Source organism: Janthinobacterium sp. SUN073 (assembly GCF_030397665.1).
Taxonomy (GTDB): domain Bacteria; phylum Pseudomonadota; class Gammaproteobacteria; order Burkholderiales; family Burkholderiaceae_D; genus Janthinobacterium.
The window spans coordinates 315,214-330,245 of sequence record NZ_JAPUBT010000005.1 but is presented as its reverse complement, the minus strand read 5'-3'; the positions used below and the strand labels follow the sequence as shown (position 1 = coordinate 330,245).

Below are 15,032 nucleotides of genomic sequence, written 5' to 3'. Positions count from 1 at the left end.
GGGCTTGACCTTCCTCATGTGGGAAGGTTTATAGTCCTGCCATGAACCGTGCCTTTTTCCGCTCACTCGCCCGCTCGCTGCTCTGGCTGCTGGCCGTCACGCTGCCCATGCAGGGCTTTGCGTCGGCCATGCGCAGCTGCTGCGTGGACGAGCTGGCAGTGGCGGTCACGCTCGCCGCCGCGGCAATGCAGGCGCCACAGTGCCATGACATGAGCGACATGGCCGACATGCGGATGGCGGACCATCCGATGACCATGGCCATGGACGATGGCGGCGCCATGCAGCATGGCCACGATTGCAGCAACCATGGCGCTTGCACCGTGGGCGCCACGGCGCCACCGGGCATGCCCGCCTTGCACGCCCTGACCCTGCGCGCGCCGCCTCCGGCGCTGGCGCCCGATTCCCTGTTCGCCGGGCATATCCCGCCTGGTCCCGAACGTCCCCCGAGAAGCACGCACTCCGCCTGACCGCCCGTTGAACCTGGCGGTGCCGCCGTCGCACGTCCCTGCACGTTGCCGCGGCCGCGCCAGCGTTCCAGTCGCGCACCTGCCGCGCCATACCCTGTCAATCAAGGAATACCATGAAATACCTGTTCAGCTTCGTGCTGGCTGTGCTGCCGCTGGCCGCCGCAGCGCAATCCACGTCCGCCCCGCAAGAGGCGCAAGCATCCGTGCCGGCCACCACCTACCGCTCCGCCTTCGCCGGCTACCGTCCCGCCGCCGAGGACGATGCCACGCCCGACCAGGCCTGGCGCGCCGTCAACGAGAAAGTCGGCAAGGCTGGCGGCCACATGGGCATGATGAGGATGGAAGGCCACACCATGCCCATGCATAAGCCCAGCCCCAAGCCGGAGGCGAAGCCGGTCGCCCAGCCGGCCCCGCAACATCAGCAACACCAGCATGAAGGACATTGAGATGGCCCGTTTCACAAAATCAACTTGCCTCACGCCGCTGTCGCTGGCGGCTGTCCTGCTGCTCAGTGGCTGTGCCAGTTTCAGCGAGGATGGCGGCATGCGGACCGTGTCCACGCTGGCCGACGTCCGCACGGGCGCCCCTGCGGCATTGACGGACCAGGGCGGCGAGGAAAAATTGGCCTCCCTGCTGGCCCAGCCCCTGGACGCCGACAGCGCCGTGCGCATCGCCCTGATGAACAACCACGGCATGAAAGTGGCGCTGGCCGAACTGGGCGCGTCCGAGGCGGACCTGGTGCAGGCGGGGCGCTTGCGCAACCCCGGCCTGTCGTTCGGCCGCTCGCACGGCAGCCATGGCAATGAAATCGACCGCGGCGTCAGCTTCGACCTGGCCGGCTTGCTGACCATGCCGATGCGCGTCAACATCGAGCGGGGCCGTTTTGAACAGGCCAAGCTGCAGGCGGCCAGCAGCGCCGTGCAGCTGGCGGCCGACACGCGCCGCGCCTACTTCAATGCCGTGGCCGCCGTGCAGACGGAAGCGTTCATGCAGCGCGCGCTGCTGTCGGCCGAGGCGGGCGCCGAACTGGCCACGCGCTTGCAGAAGGCGGGCAACTGGAGCCGCCTCGACCAGGCGCGCCAGCAGGTGTTTTACGCGGACGCCGTCGGCGACCTGGCCCGCGCGCGCCACCAGGCCACCGCCACGCGCGAGCACCTGACGCGGCTGCTGGGCCTGTGGGGCAAGCAGGCCAGCTTTACTTTACCGTCGCGCCTGCCCGACTTGCCGGCCCAGGTGGTGGACGCGGGCAATATCGAGGCGCAGGCGATGGAGCAGCGCCTCGACGTGCAGATGAGCAAACTAGACGTGCATGCCACGGCCGACGCGCTGGGCCTGTCCAAGGTGACGGGTTTCGTCAATGTGCTCGACGTGGGCTATACCAACAAGAGCAGCAGCGAGGCGCCGCGCGAAAACGGTTATGAAGTGTCCCTCGAATTGCCCCTGTTCGACTGGGGTTCCGCGCGCAATGCGAAGGCGCAAGCCCTGTACGAGCAGTCGCTGCAGCGCACTGCGGGCACGGCGGTGCGGGCCCGCTCGGAAGTGCGCGAGGCGTATTCCAGCTACCGCACGGCCTACGACCTGGCGCGCCACTACCGCGATGAAGTCGTGCCGCTACGCAAGACGATTTCGCATGAAGTACTGCTGCGCTACAACGGCATGCTGGCCAGCGTCTTCGAACTGCTGGCCGATGCGCGCGAGCAAGTCGCCAGCGTGAACAGCGCCATCGAGACCCAGCGCGATTTCTGGATCGCCCAAACGGCATTGCAATCGGCCATCAATGGCAGCGGCCCTGCCGACAAGGAATAATGATGATTACACGTAGAAACTTTTTCATGAACGCGGGCGCCGTCGCCCTCAGTGCCGCGGCCGTCAGCCGTGTCGGCGCGGCGTCGCTGCCGGAAGCCGTCAGCATGGCCGGCGCCGACACCAAGGCGCCGCCACCGCCGCCGAACGGGCGGCCATACAACCCCGTCGTCACCCTGAATGGCTGGTCCTTGCCTTGGCGCATGAACAACAACGTCAAGGAATTTCATCTGGTGGCCGAACCCGTCGTGCGCGAGCTGGCACCGGGCATGATGGCGAACCTGTGGGGCTACAACGGCCAGTCGCCGGGGCCGACGATTGAAGTGGTGGAGGGCGACCGCGTGCGCATCTTTGTCACGAATAAATTGCCGGAACACACGAGCGTGCACTGGCATGGCCAGCGCTTGCCCAACGGCATGGATGGCGTCACGGGCCTGACCCAGCCGGGCATTCCTCCTGGTAAAACTTTCGTGTATGAATTCGTCGCCAAGCGGCCCGGCACCTTCATGTACCACCCGCATGCCGATGAAATGACGCAAATGGCCATGGGCATGATGGGGTTCTGGGTGACGCACCCGAAAGACCCGCATTTCATGAAGGTGGACCGCGATTTCGTCTTCTTGCTCAGCAACTACGATATCGACCCGGGCAGCTACACGCCGAAGATCATGACCATGACGGATTTTAATCTGTTCACGTTCAACAGCCGCGTCTTCCCCGGCATCGATCCCATGGTGGTGCGCCAGGGCGACAAGGTGCGCGTGCGCGTGGGCAATCTGACTATGACCAACCACCCGATCCACATGCATGGCCATGAATTCGAGGTGACGGGCACGGATGGCGGCTGGACGCGCCCCGAGTCGCGCTGGCCCGAGGTCACCACGGACGTGGCCGTGGGCCAGATGCGCGCCGTGGAATTTACGGCCACGGACCTGGGCGACTGGGCTTTCCACTGCCACAAGTCGCACCACACGATGAATGCCATGGGGCATGACGTACCCACCATGATCGGCGTCGACCACCAGGGCGTGGCGGCGAAGATCAACCAGCTCGTGCCCGGCTACATGGTGATGGGCGAACGGGGCATGGCTGACATGGGCGAGATGCAGATGCCGATTCCCGACAACACCTTGCCGATGATGGCCGGCGACGGCCCGTTCGGCGCCATCGGCATGGGCGGCATGTTTACCACGGTGAAGGTGCGCAAGGAGCAGAAACCGGGCGATTACCGAGATCCGGGCTGGTACAAGCACCCGGCAGGCAGCGTGGCGTATGAATGGACGGGTGCCTTGCCGGAACCGGTGCGCAGCCAGGGTGCAGGCAAAGCGGCGGCGAAAGGCGACGTCGAGATGACGGTGCGCAAGCCAGCCGGCCACAGCGGGCATTAATCGACGGTATTTCCTGGATGACAGCGGATGGCTTGCCTAGCATGGCAAGCCGTTTCGCATGTTGTTGCAGATCAATGAATTGTTGTTTGGTGACAATTCGAGCATTTTGTTTCGTGGTTTTTCTTTATATTCAAGCCAGTAAGCTCCAGTTACATCGAGTATCGGCCAGTCTACGGGAGAAATCATGTTGAACCGGATGAAGGTGGGAACGCGCTTGCTGGCGGCATTTTTTTGTGTCGCACTGATGGGGGCCATCGTGGCCGGCATCGGCATCTTCAACATGGGCAAGATCGATACCATGGCGGGGCAGATGTACAACAGCGAATTGCTGGGCCTGTCGCACATCAAGGAAGCCAATATCGCCTTGATCAAGGTGGGCCGTGCCCGTAGTAATTTCTTGCTGGCCACTACCGCAGAGGAGCGCGCCACGCGCCAGGCCGACATCGCCAAATTCCTCGAATTAAATAAAAGTTACCTGGACAAGGCCCGGCCGCTGTTCGTCACGCCGGCCGCCAAGGAACTGTTTGCCCGCTTCGCCGCTGTCCAAGCCGAGTATGTTGCCACCATGCAGCAGGCGCTGACCCTGGCCGCGGCCGAGCCACTGGCCCAGCGCAGCGCGCAACTGGTCGAGCTGCTCAACAAGACGCGCCAGCATGCGGACGAACTCGACGGTGTGCTCGATAAATTGTCGCTGCAGAAAGAAGAGCGCGCCAAGGCGGCGGCCGAGCAGGCGTCGGGCGTATACCAGGCCAGCCGCAGCTTCATGATCGCGCTGGTGCTGGGCAGCATGGCGGCCGGCCTGGCGCTGGGTGCGCTGATCACGCGCGGATTGACGCGCCAGCTGGGCGGCGAACCGGCGTATGCCGTCAAGATCGCGGGCGCCATCGCCGAGGGCGACCTGACCGTCGATATCCGTACGGCCAGCCATGACAACGCCAGCCTGTTGTTTGCCATGAAAGCCATGCGCGACAAGCTGGTGGGCATCGTCAGCCAGGTGCGTGCGGGCACGGACACCATCCATACGGCCTCCAGCGAAATCGCCCAGGGCAATCTCGACCTGTCGTCGCGCACGGAAGAACAGGCCAGTTCGCTGGAAGAAACGGCATCCTCGATGGAGCAGCTGACGTCGGCCGTGCGGCAGAATGCGGATAACGCGCGCCAGGCCAATGCGCTGGCCGGCGCCGCTTCCGACGTGGCCGGCAAAGGCGGCGCCGTGGTGGGGCGGGTGGTGCAGACGATGGAATCGATCAATGCCTCCTCGCGCAAGATCGTCGACATCATCAGCGTCATCGACAGCATCGCCTTCCAGACCAACATCCTCGCCTTGAACGCGGCCGTGGAAGCGGCCAGGGCGGGCGAGGAAGGGCGCGGTTTCGCCGTCGTGGCGTCCGAAGTGCGCAACCTGGCCCAGCGCTCGGCCAGTGCCGCCAAGGAAATCAAGACTCTGATCGGCGACTCCGTCGAGCAGGTGGAAATCGGCTCCAGGCTCGTGCATGACGCGGGCAAGACGATGGATGAAGTCGTCACCAGCGTGCGCCAGGTGGCCGACATCATGCAGGAAATCACGGCCGCCAGCGCCGAACAGAGCGCCGGCATCGAGCAAGTCAACCAGGCCGTCTTGCAAATGGACCAGGTGACGCAGCAGAACGCGGCCTTGGTGGAAGAGGCGGCGGCCGCCGCCGAATCGCTGCAAGACCAGGCGCAGATCCTGACGGAACTGGTGGGCGTGTTCCGCCTGCATGCCCAGGCGCAACAGCTGGCCGTGGCGCCGGCCAGCAATGTCACGCCGATGCGCCGGCCGGCGCCGGCCGCCAGGCAGGGCGTGCGGCGCCTGGCCTGAACCCGGCAGTATCGGCGCAACACGCACACCTGGGCTTGGTGGTAGGCTGTCGCTATTGCGCATTTGCCACTTCGGGTCTTCCATGTCTTCTCTCTGCTTGCCGTTGCTGTGTTTCTCCCTGCTGTCCCTGGCGCCATTGGCGCAGGCGCAGGAGGGTGATCCCGTCCTGCCTTACCGGCCTTCCGTGGCCAGTCCCGCCCAGCTGCCCACGCCGGGCCAGCTGGAATTCGAGGCCGGCGGCTTGCTGTCCAAAACGGACGCCACGCGCCGCGCCAGCCTGCCATACACGTTCAAACTGGCGTTCACACCCGAATGGGGCGTGCTGCTCGAAGGCGAGGGCATCGTGCGCGCGCGCGATGACACGGGCCGGCGCGAGACGGGCGTGGGCGACACGACCGTCGTGCTCAAGCGCGCCTTTTTGCTCGACAGCGCCACGGCGCTGGGCCTGGAACTGGGCTGGAAGTTGCCGACGGCCAAGGACAGCATCGGTAGCGGCAAGAGCGACGTGTCGCTGAACGGCATTTTCAGTCGCGACCTGGGCGCCGTGCACATGGACGCCAATCTGAACGCCACGCGCCTGGGCGCATCCGACCCGCATACTGGCAAGGTGCAAACGGGCTGGGCGGCCTCATTTTCCACGCCCGTCAGCGCGCGCTGGGGCGCCACGGCGGAAGTCTCGGGCACGCGTTTGCGCGGCGCGCCGGCCACGGCGCAGTTGCTGCTGGCGGCCACCTGGAGTCCCACGCCACGGCTGGCCATCGATATCGGCATGGCGCGCGGCTTGACGGCGGCGTCGCCGGACTGGTCGCTGTTTAGCGGCCTGGTCGTGCCTATTGGCAAGCTGTGGTGAGATTGGGACGCGATTCCTTATGTGTCCTTGCGCACAAACAGTTGGTCACACAAGGTCTACAATTGCGGCATAACTGATAAAAGGAGTGTCCTCATGAAAACCCTCATTCTCGCCGCCGTCCTGCTGTCGGCAGGTACCGCCGCTGTTGCCCAGGTTTCCGTCACCATCGGCCAGCCCGGCTTTTACGGACGCATCGACATAGGCGACTATCCCGCGCCGCAATTGATCTACGCCCAGCCCGTCATCGTGCAGCGCCCGCAATACTATGCGGCGCACCCCATCTATTTGCGCGTGCCGCCCGGCCATGCGAAACACTGGTCCAAGCACTGCCGCAAGTATAATGCCTGTAACCAAGAGGTCTATTTCGTCCAGGATAGTTGGTATAACAACCAATATGTGCCCCGTTACCGCCAACAGCATGGCGACCATGGCCGTCCCGATTACGGCGACCGCGACCGCGACCGTGATCGCGGCCATTACGACAAGCATGATGACAAGCGCGATAAACATGAAGGCAAGCGCGACAAGCATGATGACAAGCCGGGCCGAGGCAATGGCAATGGCAATGGCAATGGTCACGGCAATGGCAACGGGCACAGGGACTAAACAAATAAGCAGGAGGATCTTTGCATAGTAAAATCGTCATCGTAGGTGGCGGCGCAGGCGGCCTGGAGCTGGCCTGCAAACTCAGCCGCAAGCTCGGCCCCGGCCAGGTGACCCTGGTCGACAGCCGCCTGTACCATATCTGGAAGCCGTCGCTGCATGAAGTGGCGGCCGGCACCCTGGATATACACCAGGAGGGTCTGTCGTACCAGATGTTGGCGCATGACAATGGTTTTACCTATGTCTATGGCCCCCTGATCGCGCTCGACGCCGCGTCGAGCAGCCTCACCGTAGGCGCCATCGCCACCGACAAGCATGAACAGCTCTTGCCGCAGCGCACGGTCCACTATGATCAGCTGGTGCTGGCCGTGGGCAGCACCTCGAATTACTTCGGCGTGCCCGGCGCCAAGGAAAACACGATTTCCCTGAATGCCACGGAAGACGCCGAACGTTTCCGTCTGACCCTGCTGAAACTGCTGGCCATGGCCGAGCAGCGCCAGGGCGACGCGGGCCATCCCGGTGTCGATATCGTCATCATCGGTGGCGGCGCCACGGGCGTGGAGCTGGCGGCCGAATTGCGCGAAGCGAGCGGCGTGTATGCCGCGTATGGTTTCCAGAATCTCAACGCCATCAAGGATGTGCGCATCACCCTGCTCGAAGGGGCGCCGCGCATCCTCGCGCCGCTACCCGAGCGCGTCTCCATCGCCGCCTCGAAACTGCTGCATCAACATGGCATCAGCGTGGTGACCGATACGCGCGTCACCACGATCGAAGCCGACAAGGTGACGGTGGCCAGCGGCACCAGTTATGCGGCCGACATCTGCGTGTGGGCAGCCGGTATCCGCGCGCCCGAATTCCTGGCCACGTTGGGCTTGCCGACCAACCGCGCCGGCCAGCTGGAAGTAACGGGCATGCTCAATGTGCAGGGCCATGCGAATATCTTCGCGCTGGGCGATTGCGCCGCCTGCATGGGGCCGGACGGCAAGCTGGTGCCACCGCGCGCCCAGGCCGCCCACCAGCAAGCCGATTACCTGCTGAAAACTTTCCTGCTGCAAGCGAAGGGCAAGCCGCCGCAAAGCAAGCCGTACGAGTACCTGGACTACGGTTCGCTCGTGTCGTTCGGCCGCACCACCTCGGTGGGCACCCTGATGGGTTCGCTGAAGGGCCTGAGCTGGTTCGTCGAAGGCTTTGTGGCGCGCATGATGTATGTCAGCCTGCACCTGATGCACCACAACGCCGTGCTGGGCAGTGTGCGCACGGCCGTCATGGCCATGGGCCGCTTCCTGATCAAGCGCAGCACGCCGCAGGTCAAGCTGCATTAATTGAATGGGTGTCAGAGCAGAAAGGGGCCTCGCGGCCCCTTTTTATTTGCTGCGCGTAATCGGCGCCGCTTCGCAGCGGCCCCGCGTCATGGGAAAGGCGATGGTGGTGAGCTTGCCTTTCAACGTGCCTGTGATGCTGGCGTGCAAGATGCGCTCGCTGTCGTGGCGGTAGAGGATACGGCTGGGGAAGTCATTGTCCAGGTTGGCGAAGATGAATTCATCCGGCTTGTCCTGGCGCAGCAAATTGAAGATCACGGGCGGCTGGCCCGACGGCTGCACGATGTAGGCCAGCTGGCCCGGTTCCGTCAGGCGGATTTGCACGAATTCAAAGGCCGTCGTCTTGCCGCCCTTGACGGTGCGGCTGGTGCCCAGGAGGGTGCCGCCGGCGGCCGTGCTCCATTGTTCGCCGGAACCGGGCTCGGCGCCGTCGACATTCCAGCAGCCTGCCAGCCAGGCCAGCTTGTCCACGGTTTCCGGCGGTGGCACGGTGTTGTCGGCGCCCTGGGCACTGCCCAGGGTCAGCAGTGCTGCCAGCAGGGTGGGGATCAGTCGTTGCATGCGGTCTCCTGTTGTCGAAGCGTTCAGCGGATGAGGGCGCCTGGCAAGGACTATTCTTTCGGATTAATGCGCGGCAAGACGACGGTCAGCGCCGTGCCGCCTTGCGGGTTGGCTGTCAGGCTCAGGCTGCCGCCCAGGTAATGCACGCGCTCGCGCACGGAGCGCAAGCCGTGCTTGCTCATTTCGACGGGTTCGCTGGCCGGCAGCCCCACGCCATTATCCTTGACGGTCATCATCAGTGCTTCGTCGTTGTCGTCGATGATGATGTCCACCTCTGTGGCGTTGGCGTGCGTGGCGATGTTGCTGAGCGCTTCTTCCAGGGTGCGCAGCAGGGCCACGCCCACGTTGCGGGGGCAAATCAGTTCATCGTCGGGCAGGCTGCAGCGCACGGTAATTTTGTGCTGGTCGGCAAATTGCGCGGCCAGTTCGCCCAGCGCGACATTGACGCCAAGAAACTCCAGCTTGTCGTTCCACAGCTTCATCTGCATTTGCCGGTTGGTTTCAATCACATTCAGCAGCAATTGCTTCATGGTCGCCGCACGGTCGAGCAAGGCCGCTTCCTGCGGCATTTTTTGCGTCAGCAGCGACAGGTGCATGGTCAGCGCCGTCAGCGAGGAACCGAGGCTGTCGTGCAGCTGGCGCGACAGGGCGCGCCGTTCATTGTCCCAGCTGGTGTTGACATGACCGAGCAACTCGCTGAGATCGGCGGCGCGTTCCGCATCGGCCTGGGCCGCTTCCTTGTTCGGATCTGTTTGTGCGGACATAGCGCCCCGTGAATGGTGAAAGGTGGACCAAATTCAAGTGGAGGATCATACATGAGGATTTCATCGCAAGGCGCATGGATGGAAAATTTCTGTCTTTTCGGCAATTTTAATCTCCGCCCATCATTTTTATATCATAGGCAAGATTATCGTTTGCGCCAGGGGCGCCGTTCCCGCCGTTGCGTACGGCTGCGCACATACCGGGGCGCCGCGCGCTGCCATAGTGGGGCCATGCATTCTCCCCATGCAGCATAGCCGCTCCGCGGCGCAGGGCGCAGCACCGGCCCGCTTATTGAAACGAAAGGACATGCCATGAATATCGATACCATCGTCGACCAGGAATACCTCGACAAAAGCTTCCGCGACATCGTCAATGCCCCCATCAGCGCCCTGCGCGGCGTCAGCGCCAAGGATGCCAAGGCCTTGCAGCAAGCGTTCGGCGTGACCACCGTGCGCGAACTGTCCAACCTCAATTTCGTCAAATGGGCCAGTGCGCTGGCCATCCTGGCCGATGAAGAGGGCATGAGTGGCGAAGAGCGTGCCAAGGAAGAGTTGCTCGACGATGCCGTCGAAATGACCTTCCCCGCCAGCGATCCGATTTCCGTCGATGCGGGCATCACGCGCATCGAAGTGGCGCCGGACACCGTGAATGCGCAAACGGACCACCAGCATGCGGGTCAGCATGAAGTGACGGCGGGCAAGAAATAACGCCTGCCAGGCAGAAAAAAACCGGCTGGCCGTGAGGCTTGCCGGCTTTTTTCATGTGCCGCGCGAAAAGCAAGTTCAGGCGATCGAGGGGATGCTGTTTTTCTGCATGTTGACCTGCGACGCGATCACTTCGTGGGGCGAGCAGCAAAAGCGGTTCTTGCCGGCACGCTTGGCTTCGTACAGGGCCGTGTCGGCCGCGCCCAGCAGGGATTCGACGGTGCTGGCATCGTCCGGGTAGATGGCGATGCCGATGCTGGTCGACAGGCGCAAGGTCAGGTCGTTGATGAAATACGGCTCGGAAATGACTTCGATCAGCTTGGCGGCCGGTTCGCGCGCATCGCCCTTGCCGGCCAGGTTGCCCAGCACGATGACGAATTCGTCGCCGCCGATGCGCGCTACCGTGTCTTCCTTGCGCGAGGCGCCCACCAGGCGGGCCGCCACCATTTTCAGGATGTCATCGCCATAGCCGTGGCCGTAACTGTCGTTGATGGCCTTGAAGCCGTCCAGGTCCAGGTACAGGATGGCCGACTTGCCGCGGCTGCGGGCCGATTGCTGCAAGGTGTGCTCGATGCGGTCTTCCAGCAGGCGCCGGTTGGGCAAGCCCGTCAGCGGGTCGTGCAGCGCCAGTTCCTGCTGCTGCTTGCTGTATTGCGCCAGTTCCTTGTACAGCAGGCGCACTTCCAGCATGTTGTGGATGCGCTTGTGCACTTCCATCAGGTCGAAGGGCTTGCTGATGAAGTCGCGCGCCCCCGCTTCCAGGGCGGCGATCTTGAAACTCGGCTGCGCCGTCAGGGCCAGCACGGGCAGATAGCCGCCATGCTCGATTTCCTTCAAGCCTTTCATGACCTGGAAACCATTCAGTTCCGGCATTTGCAGGTCCAGCAAGATCAAGTCGTAGCAATGCTCCCGGTGCAGGGGGCAGACCTGGGCCGGACGCATGGTGGCCGTGACATTGGTATAGCCGGCATCGCGCAGGATTTCCAGCATCAGGTCGACATTGTCGGGCGAATCGTCGACGACCAAAATTTTGGCTTTCAAAATCTCATCTTGGCTGGGCATGTAGGGTCTCGGTTAATACGGTCTATGCAACGCTGGCTTCTACCGCTGATGATCGGCTGACGGCGGTGGGAAAGATAGTAGCGCCTTGCAACAAGATACGGCGCACAACAGCGCTTGAACTCGCTTCTGCCACTGATGGCAGCCAAGGCTGCCTGTCTCCTGCCTGCCGTGCAGGGTGTGCTTCTGCATTTCAGTGTAGCAAACTTCAGCTTAGTTGCTTGTAGGACAGTGCCGCGTCTGGAAGTAGGAAGGCCAACCTGCAAAAATAGTCATTTTGTTCTGCAGTATGTATTTCTTTGCATCATCTTTTCAAGAGTGGGCCGTGACACGCGTGGCGACCAGTTGCGCCACGGCCGCCACCAATTCGGCCGGCTCCAGCGGTTTCGAGACCCAGGACTGGAAACCGTTGGCCAGCGCCCGCTGGCGATCCTGCGGTTGCGCGAATGCCGTCAGCGCCAGCGCGGGCAGGCGGGCGGCGTCAGGCGGAGCGTGCGCGCGGATTTGCGCCAGCAAGTCGAAACCGTCGGCATCGGGCATGCCGATGTCGCTGACCAGTACATGCGGGCGCACCTGCTCCAGCAGTTGCAGCGCCTGCGCCACGCTGCCGGCGCTGTGTACTTCGGCGTGATTGTCGCGCAGGATGCGTTCCGTCAGTTCGCGCGCATCGGCTTCGTCATCGACCAGCAGCACCCTGACGCCGCGCAAGTCAGGGCTGGCGGACGGGGCGCCGCCCTCCTGGCGCGCGGTAGCGGTGGGCGTGTCCAGGGGCAGGCGCACGGTAAAGCTGGCGCCCAGCATGTCGCCTGCGCTGCTGGCCGTGACCGTGCCGCCATGCTGTTCCACCAGGTGCTTGACGATCGCCAGTCCCAGCCCCAGGCCGCCGTGCCGGCGCGTGGTGGAGGCGTCCGCCTGGCGGAAACGGTCGAATACGTGGGGCAGGAAGTCTTTCTTGATGCCCACGCCGTTGTCGGCCACCGTGATGGCCAGGCGGCTCGCCTCGCGGCGCACGCCGATATCGACCCGTCCCCCTTGCGGCGTGAACTTCAGGGCATTCGACAGCAGGTTCCAGATCACTTGCTGGATACGGCCGGGGTCGCCCATGATCGTGCCCGCATCGCTGGCGATGCTGCTGTGGATGGCGATGTGCTTGGCGTCGGCCGCCGGGCGCAGCGTTTCGATGGCCGAGGCGATGACACTGGCGGGCGCAAGGGGCTGCAGGTCGAGCAGCACCTTGTCGGAGGTGATGCGGTTCATGTCGAGCAAGTCTTCGATCAGTTGCGCCTGCGCGCGCGCATTGCGTTCGATGCTTTGCAAGCCGCGGTGCAGGTCGGCCTGGTCGCGCGTACCGCGCCGCAGCACCTGGGCCCAGCCCAGGATGGCCGACAGCGGCGTGCGCAGTTCATGCGACAGGGTGGCGAGAAAATCGTCTTTCAGCTGGTTCGTGCGTTCGGCTTCGGCGCGCGCTTCGCGTTCGCTGTCGAGCAGCACCTTGCGCTCGTCGGCGGCGCGCGTGGCGGCCGCGTACAGGCGCGTATTGTCGAGCGCGACGGCGGCCTGCGCCGCGATGGCCGAGACGATGCGTTCGCTGCGCGCGCTGAACATGCCGGCCTGCGGATGACCGAGCAGCAAGCGCCCCAGCAACAGGCCCGAGCGCGAGCTGACGGGCAGGCTCAGGCAGCTGCGCAGCGGCGGCATGCCATCGGCGCTGGCGTCGGGTGCGGCCAGCAAGTCGTTCTGGCGCATGGCCGGTCCCTGGCGCAGTTCCGCGGCGATGGTGTCGGCCTGGCGCAGGCTGATGCCGTTGACGGCGCGCGCCGCAGGGTGGGCATCGCCCGCATCGTCATAATACAAGGCGCCGAAGCGCGCGCCGCTGATGCGCGTGGCCGCATCGACGGTTTCCTGCAGCAGGGCTGGCAAGTCGAGCGTGCTGGCCAGGGCCGCGCCCGTATTGTTGAGCAATTCCAGCACGCGCGTCTCGTCGCGCAAGGCTTCCTGCGCGCGCTTGACCTGGTCGACGTCGGTACTCGTGCCAAACCAGCGCAGCAGTTGGCCGCCACGGTCGCGCACGGGATTGGCGCGCGTCAGGAACCAGCGGTACTGGCCGTCCGCGCCGCGGATGGGGAACTCCATTTCGAACGGCGTCCCATCGCGCAAGGCGGCCTTCCAGCCTTGCAGCATGGGCGGCAGGTACCGCGTGTCATAGGCGATGCTCCAGCCGTCGCCCGCCATCTGTGCGGCGCTGGTGCCCGTGTAGTCGTGCCAGCGCTGGTTGTACCAGGCGATGGTGCCGTCGAAGCTGGCGATCCAGGCCAATTGCGGGATGGAGTTGGCCAGCGCGCGCAAGTCTTCTTCGCTCTGGCGCAAGCTTTCCTCGGCCGCCTTGCGCTGGCTGATGTCCTGGATATACGTGGTCAAGCCTTCGCTGGACGGGAAGATGCGCACTTCCAGCCAGCGCCCCAGCGGCGGATACAGCAGCTCGAAACTGCAGCTGTGCTGCTGCGCCATGCTGCGCCGGTACTGCACTTCCAGTTCCGTGCCCTGCAAGTGGGGGCAGGCTTGCCACAGGCTGCTGCCCGCCAGCTGGCTGCCGGGCGGACGTTGCGGCGCGAGCATGTCGGCGCCGCGCGTATTGATGTAGCGGATGGTCCAGTCGTGGTCGAGCAGGCAGAAGCCGTCGGTAATGCTCTCCAGCAAGTTGGCCAGGCGCTCGTCTGACAGGCTCAGCGGCGCTGATGGGGGGAGCAGATCTTGCTTGTGGTCATGCTTAGCCATCGGAAATCCTGCAACGGTGAGTCTGCCGCACGGGCTGGTGCCTCGCCGGGCCGCCGTCGCCAAGCTCAATGCGTTGGTCATGATGGAATTGCCTGCCGTCATGCATGAGCGGAGACACGAGCGCCCCTGTCTGCTGGTATTGTAGCTCCAAGCGGCGTGGCGCCACCGCACGCTTGCGTGCCGCCTGCAGATAGCACTGGACAGACGGGAAGGCAGTCCCTATAATCCCGCTTCTTTCGAGACAGCAACTTCTCGATGCGCTGGATGCCACTGTGAAAGCCGTTGTGTCCATCGATGAAAGGCGTGCGCTTTTCGGCAGTGAAAAGGTGGCTGATGGTGCGGGGTGGTATTCTGCAAAAATCAGCTAAGCGATTGAAAAATCGAACTTTTCAAAGCGAAATGAATACGCTATAATGTTTGCCTGCGCGGCTGTAGCTCAGCTGGATAGAGTACTTGGCTACGAACCAAGGGGTCGTGGGTTCAATTCCTGCCAGCCGCACCAGAATACTGAAAATCAGACTTTGCCTGGTTTTGTTGTAACAAGTTTCACCTCCATGTTGTTCATGGAATGTTGTAGAAGTTTTGCGGCTGTAGCTCAGCTGGATAGAGTACTTGGCTACGAACCAAGGGGTCGTGGGTTCAATTCCTGCCAGCCGCACCAGTATTACCAGGGTGGAGTTCACTTCATTCTGATGAAAGTTTCAAGCTTCGCGCCGTCAGGCGAAGTGTGTCAGAGTTTGCGGCTGTAGCTCAGCTGGATAGAGTACTTGGCTACGAACCAAGGGGTCGTGGGTTCAATTCCTGCCAGCCGCACCAGTATCAGCAGTAAAGAAAAACCCGGAAAGCATGCTTTCCGGGTTTTTTTTCGTCCAGCCAAACTGTTGCTTGAAACACGCCGCCA

The 15,032-nt window shown here is 63.4% G+C and carries 13 protein-coding genes and 3 tRNA genes; 12 read left to right on the top strand and 4 right to left on the bottom strand.

Annotation, left to right across the window (positions count from 1 at the left end):
* Positions 1-41: 41 nt before the first annotated feature.
* The 8 genes from O0882_RS16510 (at position 42) to O0882_RS16475 (ending at position 8,273) form a co-directional block, all read left to right on the top strand.
* Complete coding sequence (locus O0882_RS16510) at positions 42-467, top strand: hypothetical protein (RefSeq protein ID WP_289949655.1); 426 nt, start codon at positions 42-44, stop codon at positions 465-467.
* Between the two features lie 113 nt (positions 468-580).
* Positions 581-913 carry a hypothetical protein gene (locus O0882_RS16505; RefSeq protein ID WP_289949654.1) on the top strand — a complete coding sequence of 111 codons (333 nt, stop codon included), beginning with the start codon at positions 581-583 and terminating at the stop codon, positions 911-913.
* Position 914: 1 nt separating this feature from the next.
* Positions 915-2,273 carry a TolC family protein gene (locus O0882_RS16500; RefSeq protein WP_289949652.1) on the top strand — a complete coding sequence of 453 codons (1,359 nt, stop codon included), beginning with the start codon at positions 915-917 and terminating at the stop codon, positions 2,271-2,273.
* Positions 2,274-2,275: 2 nt separating this feature from the next.
* The gene (locus O0882_RS16495) at positions 2,276-3,658 is read left to right on the top strand and encodes a copper oxidase (protein ID WP_289949650.1); all 1,383 of its coding nucleotides are present in this window, start codon (positions 2,276-2,278) and stop codon (positions 3,656-3,658) included.
* Positions 3,659-3,842: 184 nt separating this feature from the next.
* Positions 3,843-5,498: a methyl-accepting chemotaxis protein gene (locus O0882_RS16490; protein WP_289949647.1), complete on the top strand. Its 1,656-nt coding sequence runs from the start codon at positions 3,843-3,845 to the stop codon at positions 5,496-5,498.
* Between the two features lie 82 nt (positions 5,499-5,580).
* Positions 5,581-6,348, top strand: a complete 768-nt coding sequence (locus O0882_RS16485) for a transporter (protein WP_289949646.1) — start codon at positions 5,581-5,583, stop codon at positions 6,346-6,348.
* Positions 6,349-6,441: 93 nt separating this feature from the next.
* Positions 6,442-6,954, top strand: a complete 513-nt coding sequence (locus O0882_RS16480; RefSeq protein WP_289949645.1) for a hypothetical protein — start codon at positions 6,442-6,444, stop codon at positions 6,952-6,954.
* Positions 6,955-6,974: 20 nt separating this feature from the next.
* On the top strand, positions 6,975-8,273 hold the full coding sequence (locus O0882_RS16475; RefSeq protein WP_289949642.1) for an NAD(P)/FAD-dependent oxidoreductase: 1,299 nt from the start codon (positions 6,975-6,977) through the stop codon (positions 8,271-8,273).
* A gap of 42 nt (positions 8,274-8,315) precedes the next feature.
* On the opposite strand, the gene O0882_RS16470 is transcribed toward O0882_RS16475, so the two are convergent.
* On the bottom strand, positions 8,316-8,831 hold the full coding sequence (locus O0882_RS16470; protein ID WP_289949639.1) for a DUF6265 family protein: 516 nt from the start codon (positions 8,829-8,831) through the stop codon (positions 8,316-8,318).
* A 50-nt stretch (positions 8,832-8,881) separates the two neighbouring features.
* On the bottom strand, positions 8,882-9,595 hold the full coding sequence (locus O0882_RS16465) for an ATP-binding protein (protein WP_289949637.1): 714 nt from the start codon (positions 9,593-9,595) through the stop codon (positions 8,882-8,884).
* A gap of 309 nt (positions 9,596-9,904) precedes the next feature.
* Between O0882_RS16465 and O0882_RS16460 the strand changes: the two genes are divergently transcribed.
* Complete coding sequence (locus tag O0882_RS16460) at positions 9,905-10,300, top strand: hypothetical protein (protein WP_289949636.1); 396 nt, start codon at positions 9,905-9,907, stop codon at positions 10,298-10,300.
* A gap of 75 nt (positions 10,301-10,375) precedes the next feature.
* On the opposite strand, the gene O0882_RS16455 is transcribed toward O0882_RS16460, so the two are convergent.
* On the bottom strand, positions 10,376-11,359 hold the full coding sequence (locus O0882_RS16455; RefSeq protein WP_289949634.1) for a diguanylate cyclase: 984 nt from the start codon (positions 11,357-11,359) through the stop codon (positions 10,376-10,378).
* 309 nt (positions 11,360-11,668) lie between these two features.
* Positions 11,669-14,131 (bottom strand): ATP-binding protein, encoded by a 2,463-nt coding sequence (locus O0882_RS16450; protein WP_289949632.1) that lies wholly within the window; start codon positions 14,129-14,131, stop codon positions 11,669-11,671.
* 425 nt (positions 14,132-14,556) lie between these two features.
* Here O0882_RS16450 and O0882_RS16445 point away from each other — a divergent pair.
* From O0882_RS16445 to O0882_RS16435, 3 genes are all read left to right on the top strand, one after another.
* A tRNA-Arg gene (locus tag O0882_RS16445) sits at positions 14,557-14,633 on the top strand.
* Between the two features lie 82 nt (positions 14,634-14,715).
* A tRNA-Arg gene (locus O0882_RS16440) sits at positions 14,716-14,792 on the top strand.
* 78 nt (positions 14,793-14,870) lie between these two features.
* Positions 14,871-14,947, top strand: a tRNA-Arg gene (locus tag O0882_RS16435).
* Positions 14,948-15,032 lie beyond the last annotated feature (85 nt).

Coding starts and splice junctions, on each gene's coding strand:
- O0882_RS16510 (WP_289949655.1), top strand. CDS start 42: ATGAACCGTGCCTTTTTCCGCTCACTCGCCCGCTCGCTGCTCTGGCTG.
- O0882_RS16505 (WP_289949654.1), top strand. CDS start 581: ATGAAATACCTGTTCAGCTTCGTGCTGGCTGTGCTGCCGCTGGCCGCC.
- O0882_RS16500 (WP_289949652.1), top strand. CDS start 915: ATGGCCCGTTTCACAAAATCAACTTGCCTCACGCCGCTGTCGCTGGCG.
- O0882_RS16495 (WP_289949650.1), top strand. CDS start 2,276: ATGATTACACGTAGAAACTTTTTCATGAACGCGGGCGCCGTCGCCCTC.
- O0882_RS16490 (WP_289949647.1), top strand. CDS start 3,843: ATGTTGAACCGGATGAAGGTGGGAACGCGCTTGCTGGCGGCATTTTTT.
- O0882_RS16485 (WP_289949646.1), top strand. CDS start 5,581: ATGTCTTCTCTCTGCTTGCCGTTGCTGTGTTTCTCCCTGCTGTCCCTG.
- O0882_RS16480 (WP_289949645.1), top strand. CDS start 6,442: ATGAAAACCCTCATTCTCGCCGCCGTCCTGCTGTCGGCAGGTACCGCC.
- O0882_RS16470 (WP_289949639.1), bottom strand. CDS start 8,831: ATGCAACGACTGATCCCCACCCTGCTGGCAGCACTGCTGACCCTGGGC.
- O0882_RS16465 (WP_289949637.1), bottom strand. CDS start 9,595: ATGTCCGCACAAACAGATCCGAACAAGGAAGCGGCCCAGGCCGATGCG.
- O0882_RS16460 (WP_289949636.1), top strand. CDS start 9,905: ATGAATATCGATACCATCGTCGACCAGGAATACCTCGACAAAAGCTTC.
- O0882_RS16455 (WP_289949634.1), bottom strand. CDS start 11,359: ATGCCCAGCCAAGATGAGATTTTGAAAGCCAAAATTTTGGTCGTCGAC.
- O0882_RS16450 (WP_289949632.1), bottom strand. CDS start 14,131: ATGGCTAAGCATGACCACAAGCAAGATCTGCTCCCCCCATCAGCGCCG.